Source organism: Stappia sp., from assembly GCF_965276915.1.
In the GTDB taxonomy this organism is placed as follows: domain Bacteria; phylum Pseudomonadota; class Alphaproteobacteria; order Rhizobiales; family Stappiaceae; genus Stappia.
Map to the genome: position 1 here is coordinate 514,712 of NZ_OZ255709.1, position 14,573 is coordinate 529,284.

Genomic DNA, 14,573 nt, shown 5'->3' on the forward strand with positions numbered 1-14,573 from the left:
CGGCGCCCGGACGGGCTCCTACCTCTCGTTGGCTCCGAAGCCCGACACCGGCCCTCGGCCGGCGATCGCGGGCGATGGCGGGACGGGACCGCGCGGCCAGGAGGATACCCGGCGCATCATGACGAACGAGACGACCGTCGACCCGGCCGCGGGCACGAGCGAGCCGCTTTCCGCGCCGGCCAACGAGGCCGACACCCCGTCCAGCAAGGTCGAGCGGTTCGGTGGCGACAAGGCCCTGCAACTCGATTGCGGCACCCTGCTCGATCCCTGGCAGATCGCCTACGAGACCTATGGCACGCTCAATGCCGAGCGCAGCAACGCCGTGCTTGTGTGCCACGCGCTGACCGGCGACCAGTATGTCGCCTCCCCCAATCCGCTGACCGGCAAGCCCGGCTGGTGGTCGATGCTGGTCGGCCCCGGCAGGCCGGTCGACACGGATCGCTATTTCGTCATCTGCGCCAATGTGCTCGGCGGCTGTCTCGGCACCACCGGACCGGCCTCGACCAACCCCGAGAGCGGCCGTCGCTGGGGCCTCGACCTGCCGCTGGTCACCATCCGCGACATGGTCCGCGCCCAGGCGGTGCTCCTCGACCATCTCGGCATCGAGACGCTGTTCGCCGTCGTCGGCGGCTCGATGGGCGGCATGCAGGTGCTGCAATGGGCGGTGAGCTATCCCGAGCGGGTGTTCTCGGCCCTGCCGATTGCCGCCGCCGCGCGCCATTCCTCGCAGAACATCGCCTTCCACGAGGTCGGCCGCCAGGCGGTGATGGCCGATCCGAACTGGTGCGGCGGGCGCTATTTCGAGCGCGGCGTGCGCCCCTCCAAGGGGCTCGCGGTGGCGCGCATGGCCGCCCATATCACCTATCTGTCGGACCCGGCGCTGCACCGCAAGTTCGGGCGCAACCTGCAGGACCGCGACGCCATAACCTTCGGTTTCGACGCGGATTTCCAGATCGAGAGCTATCTGCGCCACCAGGGCATGACCTTCGTCGACCGCTTCGATCCCAACTCCTATCTCTATGTCACGCGGGCGATGGACTATTTCGACCTCGGCGCCGACTATGGCGGATCGCTCGCCCGGGCCTTCCTGCATTCGCCGACCCGGTTCTGCGTGATGTCCTTCACCTCCGACTGGCTGTTCCCCACGGCCGAGAGCAAGGCGGTTGTGCGCGCGCTGAACGCGGCCGCCGCCAACGTCTCCTTCGTCGAGGTGGAGAGCGATCGCGGCCATGACGCCTTCCTGCTCGACGAGCCGGAAATGTTCCGCACCGTGACCGGCTTCCTGACCGGCGCGGCGCATGCGCGCGGCATCGCCCCGCCGCCGGCGGGAGGCCTTGCATGAACCTGCAACCCGCTCCTTCGGGAACCGTGCGCGGCGATCACCGCCTTGTCGCCGATCTCGTCACGCCCCGCGCCCGCGTCCTCGACATCGGCTGCGGCGACGGCGAACTGCTGGATCTTCTGGTGCGCGAGAAGCAGGTGGACGGGCGCGGCATCGAACTGTCCCAGGCCGGCGTCAATGCCTGCGTGGCAAGGGGCCTGTCCGTGGTCCAGGGCGATGCCGACCGCGATCTTTCCGACTATCCGGACGACGCCTTCGATTTCGTCATTCTCAGCCAGACGCTGCAGGCAACCTATGCCCCGCGCCAGGTCTTGCAGGAGCTGCTGCGCATCGGCTCCAACGTGATCGTCTCGTTCCCGAATTTCGGCTTCTGGCGCAACCGCTTGCAGCTGATGTTCAAGGGCAGCATGCCGGTCACCGACTACCTGCCCTACTCCTGGTACGACACGCCGAACATCCATTTCTGCACGATCCGCGACTTCGTCTCGATGTGCGGCGAGGTCGATGCCCGCATGGTCCGCTCGATGGCGCTGAACGCGCGCGGCGAGCCGGTCGGCTTCACCGCGCCATGGTGGGTGTGGAACCTGATCGGCGAACAGGCACTGTTCCTGCTGAAACGCTCCTGAGGACAGGGGTTCCGGGACCCGGACCGGCCCGCCGGTTCAGCCCCTCCCGGTCCGGGTTTCCCTGCTCAGTTCGCTTCCGTTCAGTTCGCTTCTGTTCAGTCCGGGGGCCGCGCCCTCGGGCACGAACATCGGTCGCAGCGCCTTGATCAGCCGCTTCTCGCCCGCCGGCACGCCGCGAAACACCTGCTTTTCCGCCTCGATGACCAGAAGCCCGGCAAAGGCCGGCCACGCCTGGCGACCGATCCGCTCCCAGGCCGGCGCGCCGCGCAGCAGCAACCGCGAGCGGGTCGGCGGCAGGCACAGCGCCTCGTCGCTCGCCGTCAGCCGGAACTGGCAGGCCCTGAGCAGCCCCTCGATCTGGCCGCGCGAGAACGGCCGGCCATAGCCGAAGGGGGACAGTTCCGAGCGCGCCCACAATCCGCGCCGGTTCGCCACCACCACGATCATCCGCCCGCCGGGGACAAGCACCCGCCAGATCTCGCGCAAAAGCGCCTCCGCATCGCCGCAATGGTCAAGGCAGTGGACGATCAGCGCGTTGTCGAAGACGTGGTCGGGGAACGGCAGGTCGGTTTCCTCGACCAGCGTCGCCGAATTGCGGCCCCCGCGCGGCCAGGCGACGACGCCCTGCGCCGCCGGCATCGCCGCGACGCAGCGCTCGACCTCTTCCAGATAGGGACGCATGTAGGGCGCGGCATAACCGACGCCGAGCAGCCTGCGCCCGGCCAGTTCCGGCCAGCGGGCGCGGATTCGCGCGCCGACCAGCACCCGCAGCATGCGGCCGAGAGGCAGGTCGTAGAAGGTGCGCTGGTGTTGGACGTCGAGATACATGGAGATCCGCTGCGACCGCCCCCACTGGGCCTGCGGGCCAATTGAACCCGCTGCGGGGACGAGATGCAACAGGCACGCGAGCTAGGCGCATGCCGGCTGTGTTTCCGGACCGCCTGGCCGTCACTCAATTGCGACAAGTCTTGCGCAGAATTTGCGCGATATTGTCCGATTTTCGATCGAAATTGCCGCATGCTTGTCGCGTTTCAAGGGTCGGGCGCGGCCCGCTCGATCAAGAGCGTCAGCGCCCGTTTCAGCACCTCGGCCTCGCCCGGACCGATCGCGTCCAGCAGTCGCGCCTGATGCCGCTCGGCGGCGTCGATGAGATCGTCCACCTCCCCCTCGCCGGCCCTGGTCAACCGCACCCAGACCCGGCGACGGTCGTCGCCATCGGTCTGGCGCGACAGCAATCCCCGCATGACCAGCTTGTCGACCATCTTGGAGATCGCCGGCTGGTTGGCAAGGCAACTCCTGGCCAGATCGCCGACGGTCAGACCGCGTGTCCCCTTCAGCGAGGCGAGGATACGCCAGACCGTGACGGGAACGCCGCGGGCGCGGACCTCCTCGTGGAACTCGGCGCTGGCAACGCTCGAGGCGCGGGCGAGCAGATAGAGCAGATAGGTGTCGACGAACCGTGTCTCGCCCGCAGCGCCCGCATCCGCAGGCGTCCCCTTTCCCGGCGTCCCGCTCATCGCGGCACGGGCAGGTAGTCCGGCGTCGCGTAGCGGCCCGAATGATAGATCAGCGGCTCCTTGTCAAAATGGTCGAAGGCCTCGACCCGGCCAAGGAAGACGAGATGGTCGCCCCCTTCCATCCTTGTGGCGTTGACGCATTCGAAGACGGCGGTGACGCCGTCGAGAACCGGCACGCCGCAGTGGCCGGCCCGCCAGGAGACGCCGGCGAAACGGTCGGCGACGGGCCGGGCGAAGCGATCGGACAGCGCATGCTGGTCGGAGGCGAGGATGTTGACCGCATAGTGCCGTGCCGTCTCGAAGACCGGCCGGTTCTGCGAGCGCAGCGCAAGGCTCCACAACACCATCGGCGGATCGAGCGAGACCGAATTGAAGGAATTGGCGGTGAGCCCGACCGGCCGCCCCGCCTCGTCCAGCGTGGTGACAATGGTGACGCCGGTGACGAAACGCCCCAGCGCGTTCCTGAAGCTGCGGTGATCGCTCATCATGGCTCGTCCTCGCGTTAGGGCTCCGGCCGGATGCCGGCAATCAAGTTCATGCCTAAAAATATTCCTTTTCATATAATAACGAAATTGCTACGCTCCTCCAAGTTCTTTTCGCTTGCTGCGAAAAATCAGCTCGGCGCGCAACATTCGCTTGCCGGGCACGATCCGGCAGGCAACAGGACGGACCCGGAAGGGTCCAGGCCGACACGGGATCAGGAGGGATCGCATGCTCGCCGACAGGATCGAGGGGAAATGGATCGACGCCTTCGCGGCGGTCTTTTCCATGTGCAAGGTGGCGCCGGGCGAAACCGTCGCGATCCTCTCCGAAACCCAGTCCCGCCCGCTCAACGTCCATATCGCCGAGCTTGCCCTGCTGCGCCTTGGCGCCAGGGCCTTCCACGTGGTGGTGCCGACACCCCGCCAGGACACGCCGGTGCCGGTGCGCTCCACCGGGGCCAGTGCCGCGCTGACCGGCCAGGACGCGGCAATCGCCGCGCTGGCGGCGAGCGGCCTCGTCGTCGACCTGACGGTCGAGGGCCTGCTGCACGCCCCCGAGCTGCCGCGCGTCATCGGCAATGGCGCGCGCATGCTGATGATTTCCAACGAGCACCCGGATGCGCTGGAGCGGCTGCTGCCGGCCGAGCGCGACAAGACCCGGGTGCGGGACGCGGTCGCACGGATCCGCGCCGCCGGCGAGATGACGGTGACTTCCGCCGCCGGCACCGACCTGACGGTCGCGATGGCCGGCGCCTCCACCGTCGGCGTCTGGGGCTGGTGCGACCGGCCCGGCTCTGTCGCCCACTGGCCCGCCGGTCTCGTCGTCTCCTTCCCCGCCGCCCACAGCGTCAACGGCACGCTGGTGCTCGATGCCGGTGACATCAACCTGACCTTCAAGCGCTATCTCGAACGCCCCGTGCGCCTCACCATCGTCGACGACTACGTGACGGAGATCGAGGGCGAGGGAACCGACGCCGAACTGACCCGGCGCTACCTTGCCGCCTGGGGCGAGCGCGAAGCCTATGCGGTCGCCCATGTCGGCTTCGGCATGAACCAGGCCGCGCGCTACGAGGCGCTGACCATGTACGACCAGCGCGACACCAACGGCACGGAAGTGCGCGCCTATTCCGGCAATTTCCTGTTCTCCACCGGCGCCAACGAATTCGCCGGCCGCTTCACCAAGGGCCATTTCGACATACCCGTACGCGGCTGCACCATCGCGCTCGACGGCGAGCCCGTGGTGGTCGACGGCGAGCTGATCGAGGCGCTGCGATGAGCCGGCCCGGCCATGTCCGCAAGACCGGCGGTCCTCGCGCCATCGTCCTGCTGCACGGCATCGGCGCCGGCGCGGAAATGTTCGCGCCGCAGGTCGACGCGCTCGGACGGGAGCACGATGCCATCGGCTGGAACCTGCCGGGCTATGGCGGAACGGAGCTTCTCGCGCCGATGACCTTCCCGGGTCTCTCAGTGGCGCTCCTTGCCTTTCTCGACGGACTCGGGCTGGAAAAGGTCGATCTTCTCGGCCATTCCATCGGCGGCATGCTGGCGCAGGACTTCGTCGCCCGCCATCCGGAGCGCGTGCGCACCCTGGTTCTGTCCGCCACAACCGCCGCCTTCGGCAGCCGCGACGGCGAATTCCAGAAGCGCTTCGTCGCCGAGCGTCTGGCCCCGCTCGATGCCGGCCGCACCGTGCCCGAACTTGCCCGCGAATTCGTCCCCGACCTGGTCGGCTCGGCCGCCTCCCCGAACGCCGTTCCCGCCGCCATCGCCGCGATGAGCGAGGTGCCCGAGGCAACCTATCGCGAGGCGATCCGCTGCCTTGCCACATTCGACGCCCGCGAGACGCTTGGCCAAATCGCGGTACCGACGCTGCTGGTCGCCGGCGAGGAGGACCGCAACGCGCCCGCTCCCACCATGCGGCGGATGGCGGAGAAGATCGCCGGGGCGCGCATCATCGAGCTGGCCGGCATCGGCCATCTGGCGCCGCTCGAATGCGCCGACGCCTACACGGCCGAAATCAGGGCCTTTCTTCAGGAAACCGGAGACGCGAACGCGTCCGAAAGGGGAGCCGACCGATGACCATCGCCGCACTGGACACGCCCGACCTCGACGGGCTCGATGCCGACCGTCCGATCTTCGATCCGGCCGCCTTTCGCCTGACCGGACAGGAAGCCGAGCTGACCGCACTGGCCCGCCAGGTGGCGAAGTCGCGTTTCGCGCCGCGCGCTGAAGCCGTCGACCGGGACGCGGCGTTCCCCACGCAGAATTACCGCGACATGCACGAGACCGGCCTGCTCGGCATCTGCGTGCCGAAGGAGGATGGCGGCCACGGCGCGCCGTTCCGCGCCTACATGATGACGGCGGCCGAGATCGGTCGCTATTGCGGCGCCACCGCGTTGACCTGGAACATGCATGTGTGCTCCTGCCTGTGGACCGGCGCGCTGACCGACGATCTCGACATGAGCGAGGGCGACCGGAAAACCCACCTGGAACGCCGCTCGAAGCATTATCAGCGCATCCTCAAGGACGGCGCCATCTACTCGCAGCCCTTCTCGGAAGGCGGCGCGGCGGCGGCCGGCGCGGCGCCGTTCTCGACCGCGGCGCGCAAGGTCGACGGCGGCTGGCTGATCAACGGCAAGAAGATCTTCGCCTCGCTGTCCGGCCATGCCGATTATTACGGCATCCTGTGCGGCGAGATGAAGGAGGGGGAGCGGCCCTCGCGCCGCGACACGATGTATATCGCCGTGCCGGCAACGGCCGAGGGCGTCGAGGTCGTCGGACCCTGGGACCCGCTCGGCATGCGCGGCACGGTCTCGCGCACGCTGCTGTTCAAGGATGTCTTCGTTCCCGACGACGAGGAACTGATGCCGCGCGGCGTCTACTACCAGGCCGCAAGCCGCTGGCCGCACATGTTCATGACCCTGTCGCCGACCTATATGGGCATCGCCCAGGCCGCCTTCGATTTCACGGTCAAGTACCTGCGCGGCGAATGGCCCGGCCTGCCGCCGGTCAAGCGCCGCATGTTCCCGACCAAGCAGATGGGTGTCGCCCAGATGCACCTGATGCTGGAACAGACCAAGGCGCTGTGGTTCCAGGCAATCACCGAGGCCGGCCCCGACCCGACGCGCGAGCAGATGCTGCGCGCCTGGGCGGCGCACTACACGGTGATGGAAAACGCCAACGAGATCTGCCAGCTTGCCATCCGCACCTGCGGCGGCCAGTCGATGCTGAAATCGCTGCCGCTGGAGCGCCTTTTCCGCGACAGCCGCTGCGGCGCGCTGATGTTGCCCTGGACAGCCGAGATCTGCCTCGACAGGATCGGCCGGGAGAGCCTCTACCTGCCCGGAGAGACGGACGAGTGACGTCGATCGACCACTGGATCGAGGCGCATGCGCGCTTCACGCCGAACAGGCCGGCGCTGGTCTTCGAAGGCGCGACACTGACCTATGGCGACATGGCCGGCGCGATCGGCCGGGTCGCCGCCTGGCTGAGGCACACGCGCGGCATCGGCCATGGCGAGCGGATCGCGTATCTGGGCCTGAATGCGCCGGACCAGCTGCTGCTGCTCTTCGCCGCCGCCCGGATCGGCGCGGTTCTGGTGCCGCTCAACTGGCGCCTTGCCCCGCCGGAACTCGCCCATGCGGTCGCCGACAGCGGCGCGTCGCTGATCATCCACCAACCGGCCTTCGCCGCCACGTTGTCGGCAATGGGCGCGATCGAGGCAATGCCGCCCGCCCATCTCGCCGATCCCGCGACCGGCGGGCTGGCCACAAGCACCGCCGACAGGCTTCCGGTCGCGGCCGGTGCCGCCGGCGGCGGTTCCGTCGCCGACCCGCTGCTGATCGTCTACACCTCCGGAACGACGGGCCGGCCGAAAGGCGCGGTGCTGACGCAAAAGGCGCTCGAGACCAACGCGCTCAACGCGGTGCACATGCAGGAGATCGCCGCCACCGACACGATCCTGACGGTGCTGCCGATGTTCCATGTCGGCGGGCTCAACATCCAGACGACGCCGGCGCTCTATGCCGGCGCCCGCGTCATCCTGCATGACCGCTTCACGCCCGCGGCAACGCTTGCCGCCATCCGCGACGAGCGGCCCGACCTCACCGTGCTGGTGCCCGCCACCCTGTCGGCGATGATCGCCCACCCCGACTGGGAGAGAACCGATCTGTCGTCGCTGCGCGCCGTGGCGACCGGGTCCTCCGACGTGCCGCACATGCTGATGCGCGCCTTCATCCGCCGCGGCGTGCCGGTGCTGCAGGTCTATGGCGCGACCGAGACAGGACCTGTCGCCATCTACCAGCGGCGCGGCGACAGCGAGGAGGAATTCGGCGCGATCGGCCGTGCCGGCCTGCACACGCGCGCCCGCATCATGGTCGAGGGGCGCCGGGCGGAGCCGGGCGAGATCGGCGAGATCGAGCTGAAGGGCGGCAACATCACGGCAGGCTACTGGAACAGGCCCGAGGCCGATGCCGGCAGTTTCCAGGACGGCTGGTTCCGCACCGGCGACCTGGCGCTCGCCGACAAGGGCGGCGTCTTCTGGTTCAAGGACCGGCTGAAGAACGTCATCATTTCCGGCGGCGAGAACATCTATCCGGCCGAGCTGGAGCGGGTGCTGGGCGAGATCGAGGGACTGAAGGAGGCCGCCGTCGTCGGCGTCGCCGATCTGCGCTGGGGCGAGAGCCCGGTCGCCGTCGTGGTGCCGCAGGAACAGGGGAAAATCAGCGCGGAAACGGTGCTGAAAGGCTTCGACGGACATCTGGCGCGCTACAAGCACCCGAAATCCGTCGTATTCGTGGAGGCCTTGCCGCGCAACGCGCTCGGCAAGATCCAACTGGATAAGGTCAGGAAAATGGCTGAGGATGCCCTCGGCAAGGATAGTGAAAAACAACGAGCCTGACCGAACCGAACCAGAAGACAGAGGGGACTAGCATGCGCAAATTCATCGGGATGCTGACCGCCGTCGCGGCGCTGGGACTTGCCGGCGCCGCATCCGCAGAGACCACGCTTCGGGTCTCCAACTGGCTGCCGCCCTCCCATCCGATCGTCAAGGACATCCTCGTGCCCTGGGGCGAGCAGGTGGCGACCGCGACCGACGGCCGCGTCAAGGTCGAGATCATGGCCTCGCCGATCGGCAAGCCGCCGGCACAGTTCGACCTCGTCCGCTCCGGCGCAGCCGATGTCGGCTATGGCGTGCACGGCTACACGCCCGGCCGCTTCAAGCTGACGCCGCTGGTCGAGGGGCCGTTCCTGTCGGACAGCGCGGAAGCCTTGTCCGTCGCCTACTGGAAGGTACAGGACGCGATGCTCTCCAAGGCCAACGAGCATGACGGCGTCAAGCTCCTGACCGTCTTCACCCACGGCCCCGGCATGATCTACACGACGGACAAGAAGGTCGCCTCGGTCGACGACCTTTCGGGTCTGAAGATGCGCATCGGCGGTGGCATCGTCGCCGAGATCGCCTCGCGCCTCGGCATGGTCGGCGTCCAGGCGCCGTCGCCGCAGGTCTACGAGATCCTCTCCAACGGCGTCGCCGACGGCATCCTGTTCCCGGCTGAATCCGTGCCCTTCTTCCGCATCGACGAGGTGATCCGCAACGGCGTCTCCGTGCCCGGCGGGCTCTACAACACCTCCTTCTTCGTCGTCATGAACCAGGCCAGCTGGGACAAGCTCTCCGACGCCGACAAAGCGGCGATCGACGGGGTCTCCGGCGAGGCGATGGCCCGCATGGCCGGCAAGGCATGGGACGCGGCGGACGCGGCCGGCACCAAGGTGATGACCGACAAGGGCGTCGCCCTGGCAGAGGCCGACGCGGCGATGACCGCGGCGATCACCGAAAAGCTCGCCGGCGTCGAGAACGGCTTCCTCGAGGCGGCCACGGCCGGCGGCATCGACGGCAAGGCCGCGATCGGGATGCTCAAGGCCGAGATCGCCGCGGCGAAATGAGCCGGGAGACCCCCGACAGCGCGGCGGCCGGGCGGGAGACCTCCCTCCCCGCCCGGCTCGTTGCCGGCCTTCTTGGCGCGGGAACGCGCGCGTTGCAGCTGGTGGCAGCCGTCCTGCTGCTGGCGATGATGGCGGTGACCTTTGTCGACGTCATCGGCCGCTACCTGTTCAACGCCCCGCTCCCCGGCGCCTTCGAGCTGACCGAGGTGCTGCTGGCGCTCATCGTCTTCGTCGGCCTGCCGATCGTCACCGCACGGCGCGAGCACGTCACGGTCGATCTTCTGACCGGCAAGCTGCCGGACGGTGCGCGGGCGGCGCTGGCCTGGTTGGCGACACTGGCGACCGGCGCGGTGCTGGCGCTGCTGGCGTGGCGGCTGGCCTTGAGCGCCCGCGACTTCTCCGCCTATGGCGACGCCACCGTCTATCTCGGCATTCCGCTCGGGCCGGTGGCCGGCATCATGGCCGGCCTTACCGGGCTGGCGGCACTGGTCGCCGCCGTGCTTCTCGCCCGGCGGCAATAGGACGAGACCGGACAGGCAGCCGCAACGCACGAGTTCCGGGGGCGGCACCGCCGCCCCTCCTCCCCCACCCCGCGCGACCGGACACCGCAAGACCATGGAAACCTGGCTTCCCGGCCTCGTCATACTCGTCGTCGTCATGTTCGCCGGCGTGCCCATCGCCGTCGCGATGGCCGCCGTCGGCGGCCTCGGCCTGACGATGATCCTCGGCTTCACGCCCGCCATGGCGATCGTCGGCCAGACCACGTTCGACACCGGCCTGTCCTATTCGCTCTCCGTGGTGCCGCTGTTCGTGCTGATGGGAAATCTCGTCACCCGGGCGGGCCTGTCCGACGAGCTCTACGCCGCCTGCCATGCCTGGCTCGGCCACCGCAGGGGCGGGCTCGCCATGGCCACCGCGGTCGCCTGCGGCGGATTTTCCGCCGTCTGCGGCTCCTCGCTCGCCACCGCCGCGACGATGGGCAAGGTCGCCCTGCCGCAGATGCGCCGCTACAAGTACGATGACGGGCTGGCCAGCGGCGTCATCGCCGCCGGCGGCACGCTGGGAATTCTCATCCCGCCCTCCGTCATCCTGGTGCTCTACGGCGTCACCGCCCAGCAGGACATCGCCAGGCTGTTCATCGCCGGCATCGTGCCCGGCATTCTCGGCATTCTCGGCTACATGGCCGCCGTGCGCCTCGTCTGCTGGTACCGCCCGGAGGCCGGCCCGCCGGCCGAGCGCCTGCCCTATCGCGAGCGGTTCCGCGCGCTGTCCGGTGTCGCCGGCATCACCGCGCTTTTCGTCCTCGTCATCGGCGGCATCTATGCCGGCATCTTCACCGCCACCGAGGCCGCCGGCATCGGCGCCAGCGGCGCCTTCGCCATCGCCCTCGCCCGCCGCAGGCTGACATGGTCGACCCTGCTGGAGACGCTTTCAGATACGGCTGCCACGACGACGATGATGTTCATGGTGCTGATCGGCGCGCTGATCTTCTCCAATTTCGTCAACATCGCCGGCCTGCCGTCGGCGCTTTCCGGCATGGCCGATGCGTCCGACCTGCCGCCCTGGGCCATCCTGCTTGCCGTCCTCGGCGTCTATCTCTGCCTCGGCATGGTGCTGGAAAGCCTCTCGATGGTGCTGCTCACGGTGCCGATCTTCGCGCCGATGATGGCGGCGCTTGGCTACGACCTCGTCTGGTTCGGCATCGTCGTGGTGGTGGTGACGGAAATCAGCCTGATCACCCCGCCGGTCGGGCTCAACGTCTTCGTGCTGAAGACGGTGATGCCGGACGTGCCGCTCGGCCGGATCTTCCGCGGCATCGTGCCCTTCATCCTCGCCGACATCGTTCGCCTGGCGGTGATCGTCGCCTTCCCGGCGCTGGTCCTCGCCCTGCCCAACCTGATGCGCTGAAGCGGCCCGCGCGGCGATTCCGGTCTTGACCCGGGCCGTCATTGCGCGCAAATGAAAGGAAACGGGCACTCTCCGCTCCCTTTCGGGGCGCGGGCTCGATGCTTGTGCCCGTTTCGGAGAAAGGTCGGCCCGCCCGCCAGTGTCGGACGGGGCAGAACGGCCGGAAGCTGGAGCCCATGCAGGTCGCCACGGCAACACCCCCGATGACTGCCCGCACCGCAACGGCGGCCCGCCGCCGCGCGCGCCGCTGGCGGCGCGTCGAGATCTGCGACCGCCACCGGCTTCCCGCGCGCTTCCATGCCCGCTTCGCCGCCGTCTACGGCCTCGCGCGCAGCGGCTGACACGCCCGCATCCGACCGTTTCGCCGCCCGGCCGCATCACCGCCCCGGCGGCATCCGGGGCCAAGGCTCCAGCAAGCCCCCCGACACGTCCTTCAGGAGAGACAGATGAGCAGCCCGCGCAGCCTTTACGACAAGATCTGGGACGACCATGTGGTCGAGACGCAGGAGGACGGCACCTCGCTGCTCTATATCGACCGCCACCTCGTCCATGAAGTGACGAGCCCGCAGGCCTTCGAGGGACTGCGCATGACCGGCCGCCAGGTGCGCCAGCCCGGCAAGACGCTCGCCGTCGTCGACCACAACGTGCCGACCACGGACCGCAGCCACGGCATCGACGATCCGGAATCGGCGCTGCAGGTGAACACGCTGGCCAACAACGCGGCCGAGTTCGGCGTCGAGTATTACAGCGAGACCGACGCCCGCCAGGGCATCGTCCACATCGTCGGCCCCGAGCAGGGCTTCACCCTGCCGGGCATGACCATCGTGTGCGGCGACAGCCACACCTCCACCCATGGCGCCTTCGGCGCGCTCGCCCACGGCATCGGCACCTCGGAGGTCGAGCACGTGCTCGCCACCCAGACGCTGATCCAGAAGAAGGCGAAGAACATGCGGGTGACGGTCGACGGCATCCTGCCCGAGGGCGTCACGGCCAAGGACATCATCCTTGCCATCATCGGCGAGATCGGCACCGCCGGCGGCACCGGCCATGTCATCGAATATGCCGGCGAGGCGATCCGCGCCCTGTCGATGGAAGGCCGCATGACCGTCTGCAACATGTCGATCGAGGGTGGCGCGCGCGCCGGCCTGATCGCGCCGGACGAGAAGACCTTCGCCTATATCAAGGACACCCCGAAGGCCCCCAAGGGCGCCGCCTGGGACCAGGCCGTCGCCTACTGGAAGACGCTGTTCACCGACGAGGGCGCGCATTTCGACAAGGAAATCCGCCTCGACGCGGCCAACCTGCCGCCGATCGTCACCTGGGGCTCGAGCCCGGAAGACGTCATCGCCGTCACCGGCAGCGTGCCCGACCCGGAAGAGATCGGCGACGAGAACCGCCGCGCCTCCAAGCGCCGCGCGCTGCAGTATATGGGCCTGACCGCCGGAACGCCGATCACCGAGATCGCCGTCGACCGGGTGTTCATCGGCTCCTGCACCAACGGGCGCATCGAGGACCTGCGGGCCGCCGCCGCCGTCATCGGCGGGCGCCAGGTCGCCGGCAGCGTCAGCGCCATGGTCGTGCCGGGTTCGGGCCTGGTGAAGGCGCAGGCGGAAGCCGAGGGCCTCGACAAGGTGTTCAAGGCGGCCGGCTTCGACTGGCGCGAGCCGGGCTGTTCGATGTGCCTTGCCATGAATGCCGACAAGCTGTCGCCGGGCGAGCGCTGTGCCTCCACCTCGAACCGCAATTTCGAGGGACGCCAGGGCTTCAAGGGCCGCACCCATCTCGTCTCCCCGGCCATGGCCGCGGCGGCCGCGATCGCCGGACACTTCGTCGACATCCGCGAGTGGCCGAAGGCCTGAGCGACGCCGCTGGCGGCCTCCGGCATGCTTTGAGCGAAGGGCGCGGCGCAAGCTGCGCCCTTTCCGCATGGCGCGGCCGTTTCACGCCGTTTGCCGGGCTTCACAAGACTGTCACTGTCGCTCTACACTATCGCCGCGTCCGGATTGCCTGATCCAGGTGATTCCGGCGAACAGGCATGAGGAGCGAAGGTGTGAATGTCGCCATCTCTCCAGGTGCTCACCCGGCCCTGGTGCTTAACGCTGACTATCGACCGCTGGCCTACTACCCCCTGTCGCTATGGGCGTGGCAGGATGCCGTGAAGGCCGTGTTCCTCGACCGCGTCAACATCGTTTCCGAGTATGACGTTACGGTCCGAAGTCCGAGCAGCGAGTTCCGCCTTCCCAGCGTCGTCTCGCTGAAGAGCTACATCAAGCCGAGCCGCCACCCCGCCTTCACCCGTTTCAATGTCTTCCTTCGCGACCGGTTCCAGTGCCAGTATTGCGGCTCCCGCGAGGAACTGACCTTCGACCATCTCATTCCCCGCTCCCGGGGCGGCCAGACCACCTGGGACAACGTCATCACCGCCTGCTCGCCCTGCAACCTGCGCAAGGCCAACAAGGCCTGCTCCGACATCGGAATGTGGCCGATGCACATGCCCTTCCCGCCGTCGGTCCAGGACCTGCACAACAACGGCCGCATGTTCCCGCCAAACTACCTGCACGACAGCTGGCTCGACTTTCTCTACTGGGACACCGAGCTGGAACCGTAAACCCCGTCCCGAGGCCCTGCGCCTGCGGTCCCCTTCCCGTTTACGCTTTCTCAACCCAGTCGCCGGAAGGCCCGGGTTTATGCGACCGGTTTAACCAACCGGTTGTTTCTTGCTGCCATTTTCTGCCCCAGGGACGTCGCCGGG

15 protein-coding genes are annotated in these 14,573 nt (G+C 68.3%); 12 read left to right on the forward strand and 3 right to left on the reverse strand.

Translation table 11 applies throughout. From position 1 onward, the window contains the following. Window positions 1-118 precede the first annotated feature (118 nt). Together metX and metW are read left to right on the forward strand one after the other, a co-directional pair. Window positions 119-1,342, forward strand: coding sequence for a homoserine O-acetyltransferase MetX (metX, locus tag ACQY46_RS02360; RefSeq protein ID WP_428698718.1), 1,224 nt, complete (start codon window positions 119-121; stop codon window positions 1,340-1,342). After that, window positions 1,339-1,968, forward strand: coding sequence for a methionine biosynthesis protein MetW (gene metW / locus ACQY46_RS02365; protein WP_428698719.1), 630 nt, complete (start codon window positions 1,339-1,341; stop codon window positions 1,966-1,968). Before metX ends, metW begins: the two co-directional genes overlap by 4 nt. Window positions 1,969-2,004: 36 nt before the next feature. On the opposite strand, the gene ACQY46_RS02370 is transcribed toward metW, so the two are convergent. The 3 genes from ACQY46_RS02370 to ACQY46_RS02380 form a co-directional block, all read right to left on the reverse strand. Then, a complete protein-coding gene (locus ACQY46_RS02370; RefSeq protein ID WP_428698720.1) occupies window positions 2,005-2,796 on the reverse strand; it encodes a class I SAM-dependent methyltransferase in 792 nt (263 codons plus the stop codon). 203 nt (window positions 2,797-2,999) lie between these two features. Further along, entirely contained in the window at window positions 3,000-3,485 is a 486-nt protein-coding gene (locus tag ACQY46_RS02375; protein ID WP_428698721.1) for a MarR family winged helix-turn-helix transcriptional regulator, read from the reverse strand. Beyond that, window positions 3,482-3,970, reverse strand: a complete 489-nt coding sequence (locus ACQY46_RS02380) for a flavin reductase family protein (protein ID WP_428698722.1) — start codon at window positions 3,968-3,970, stop codon at window positions 3,482-3,484. Before ACQY46_RS02380 ends, ACQY46_RS02375 begins: the two co-directional genes overlap by 4 nt. A gap of 226 nt (window positions 3,971-4,196) precedes the next feature. Here ACQY46_RS02380 and ACQY46_RS02385 point away from each other — a divergent pair, with 226 nt between their 5' ends. From ACQY46_RS02385 to ACQY46_RS02430, 10 genes are all read left to right on the forward strand, one after another. Next, window positions 4,197-5,243, forward strand: a complete 1,047-nt coding sequence (locus tag ACQY46_RS02385; RefSeq protein ID WP_428698723.1) for a peptidase M29 — start codon at window positions 4,197-4,199, stop codon at window positions 5,241-5,243. Further along, the gene (locus ACQY46_RS02390) at window positions 5,240-6,046 is read left to right on the forward strand and encodes an alpha/beta fold hydrolase (protein ID WP_428698724.1); all 807 of its coding nucleotides are present in this window, start codon (window positions 5,240-5,242) and stop codon (window positions 6,044-6,046) included. Before ACQY46_RS02385 ends, ACQY46_RS02390 begins: the two co-directional genes overlap by 4 nt. Then, on the forward strand, window positions 6,043-7,329 hold the full coding sequence (locus tag ACQY46_RS02395; protein WP_428698725.1) for an acyl-CoA dehydrogenase family protein: 1,287 nt from the start codon (window positions 6,043-6,045) through the stop codon (window positions 7,327-7,329). The genes ACQY46_RS02390 and ACQY46_RS02395 overlap by 4 nt, the downstream gene beginning before the upstream one ends. Further along, the gene (locus ACQY46_RS02400) at window positions 7,326-8,867 is read left to right on the forward strand and encodes an AMP-binding protein (protein WP_428698726.1); all 1,542 of its coding nucleotides are present in this window, start codon (window positions 7,326-7,328) and stop codon (window positions 8,865-8,867) included. Before ACQY46_RS02395 ends, ACQY46_RS02400 begins: the two co-directional genes overlap by 4 nt. 32 nt (window positions 8,868-8,899) lie before the next feature. Further along, complete coding sequence (locus ACQY46_RS02405) at window positions 8,900-9,913, forward strand: TRAP transporter substrate-binding protein (RefSeq protein ID WP_428698727.1); 1,014 nt, start codon at window positions 8,900-8,902, stop codon at window positions 9,911-9,913. Beyond that, window positions 9,910-10,434 (forward strand): TRAP transporter small permease, encoded by a 525-nt coding sequence (locus ACQY46_RS02410; protein WP_428698728.1) that lies wholly within the window; start codon window positions 9,910-9,912, stop codon window positions 10,432-10,434. Before ACQY46_RS02405 ends, ACQY46_RS02410 begins: the two co-directional genes overlap by 4 nt. 94 nt (window positions 10,435-10,528) lie before the next feature. Continuing rightward, window positions 10,529-11,821 (forward strand): TRAP transporter large permease, encoded by a 1,293-nt coding sequence (locus tag ACQY46_RS02415; protein ID WP_428698729.1) that lies wholly within the window; start codon window positions 10,529-10,531, stop codon window positions 11,819-11,821. A gap of 203 nt (window positions 11,822-12,024) precedes the next feature. Then, the gene (locus ACQY46_RS02420; RefSeq protein ID WP_428698730.1) at window positions 12,025-12,162 is read left to right on the forward strand and encodes a hypothetical protein; all 138 of its coding nucleotides are present in this window, start codon (window positions 12,025-12,027) and stop codon (window positions 12,160-12,162) included. 105 nt (window positions 12,163-12,267) lie between these two features. After that, on the forward strand, window positions 12,268-13,680 hold the full coding sequence (gene leuC / locus ACQY46_RS02425; protein ID WP_428698731.1) for a 3-isopropylmalate dehydratase large subunit: 1,413 nt from the start codon (window positions 12,268-12,270) through the stop codon (window positions 13,678-13,680). 176 nt (window positions 13,681-13,856) lie between these two features. Next, window positions 13,857-14,429, forward strand: coding sequence for an HNH endonuclease (locus ACQY46_RS02430; protein ID WP_417767884.1), 573 nt, complete (start codon window positions 13,857-13,859; stop codon window positions 14,427-14,429). Window positions 14,430-14,573: the final 144 nt, after the last annotated feature.

Coding starts and splice junctions, on each gene's coding strand:
- ACQY46_RS02430 (WP_417767884.1), top strand. CDS start 13,857: ATGAGGAGCGAAGGTGTGAATGTCGCCATCTCTCCAGGTGCTCACCCG.
- ACQY46_RS02370 (WP_428698720.1), bottom strand. CDS start 2,796: ATGTATCTCGACGTCCAACACCAGCGCACCTTCTACGACCTGCCTCTC.
- ACQY46_RS02410 (WP_428698728.1), top strand. CDS start 9,910: ATGAGCCGGGAGACCCCCGACAGCGCGGCGGCCGGGCGGGAGACCTCC.
- ACQY46_RS02375 (WP_428698721.1), bottom strand. CDS start 3,485: ATGAGCGGGACGCCGGGAAAGGGGACGCCTGCGGATGCGGGCGCTGCG.
- ACQY46_RS02390 (WP_428698724.1), top strand. CDS start 5,240: ATGAGCCGGCCCGGCCATGTCCGCAAGACCGGCGGTCCTCGCGCCATC.
- metX (WP_428698718.1), top strand. CDS start 119: ATGACGAACGAGACGACCGTCGACCCGGCCGCGGGCACGAGCGAGCCG.
- ACQY46_RS02385 (WP_428698723.1), top strand. CDS start 4,197: ATGCTCGCCGACAGGATCGAGGGGAAATGGATCGACGCCTTCGCGGCG.
- ACQY46_RS02380 (WP_428698722.1), bottom strand. CDS start 3,970: ATGAGCGATCACCGCAGCTTCAGGAACGCGCTGGGGCGTTTCGTCACC.
- ACQY46_RS02405 (WP_428698727.1), top strand. CDS start 8,900: ATGCGCAAATTCATCGGGATGCTGACCGCCGTCGCGGCGCTGGGACTT.
- leuC (WP_428698731.1), top strand. CDS start 12,268: ATGAGCAGCCCGCGCAGCCTTTACGACAAGATCTGGGACGACCATGTG.
- ACQY46_RS02420 (WP_428698730.1), top strand. CDS start 12,025: ATGACTGCCCGCACCGCAACGGCGGCCCGCCGCCGCGCGCGCCGCTGG.
- metW (WP_428698719.1), top strand. CDS start 1,339: ATGAACCTGCAACCCGCTCCTTCGGGAACCGTGCGCGGCGATCACCGC.
- ACQY46_RS02415 (WP_428698729.1), top strand. CDS start 10,529: ATGGAAACCTGGCTTCCCGGCCTCGTCATACTCGTCGTCGTCATGTTC.
- ACQY46_RS02395 (WP_428698725.1), top strand. CDS start 6,043: ATGACCATCGCCGCACTGGACACGCCCGACCTCGACGGGCTCGATGCC.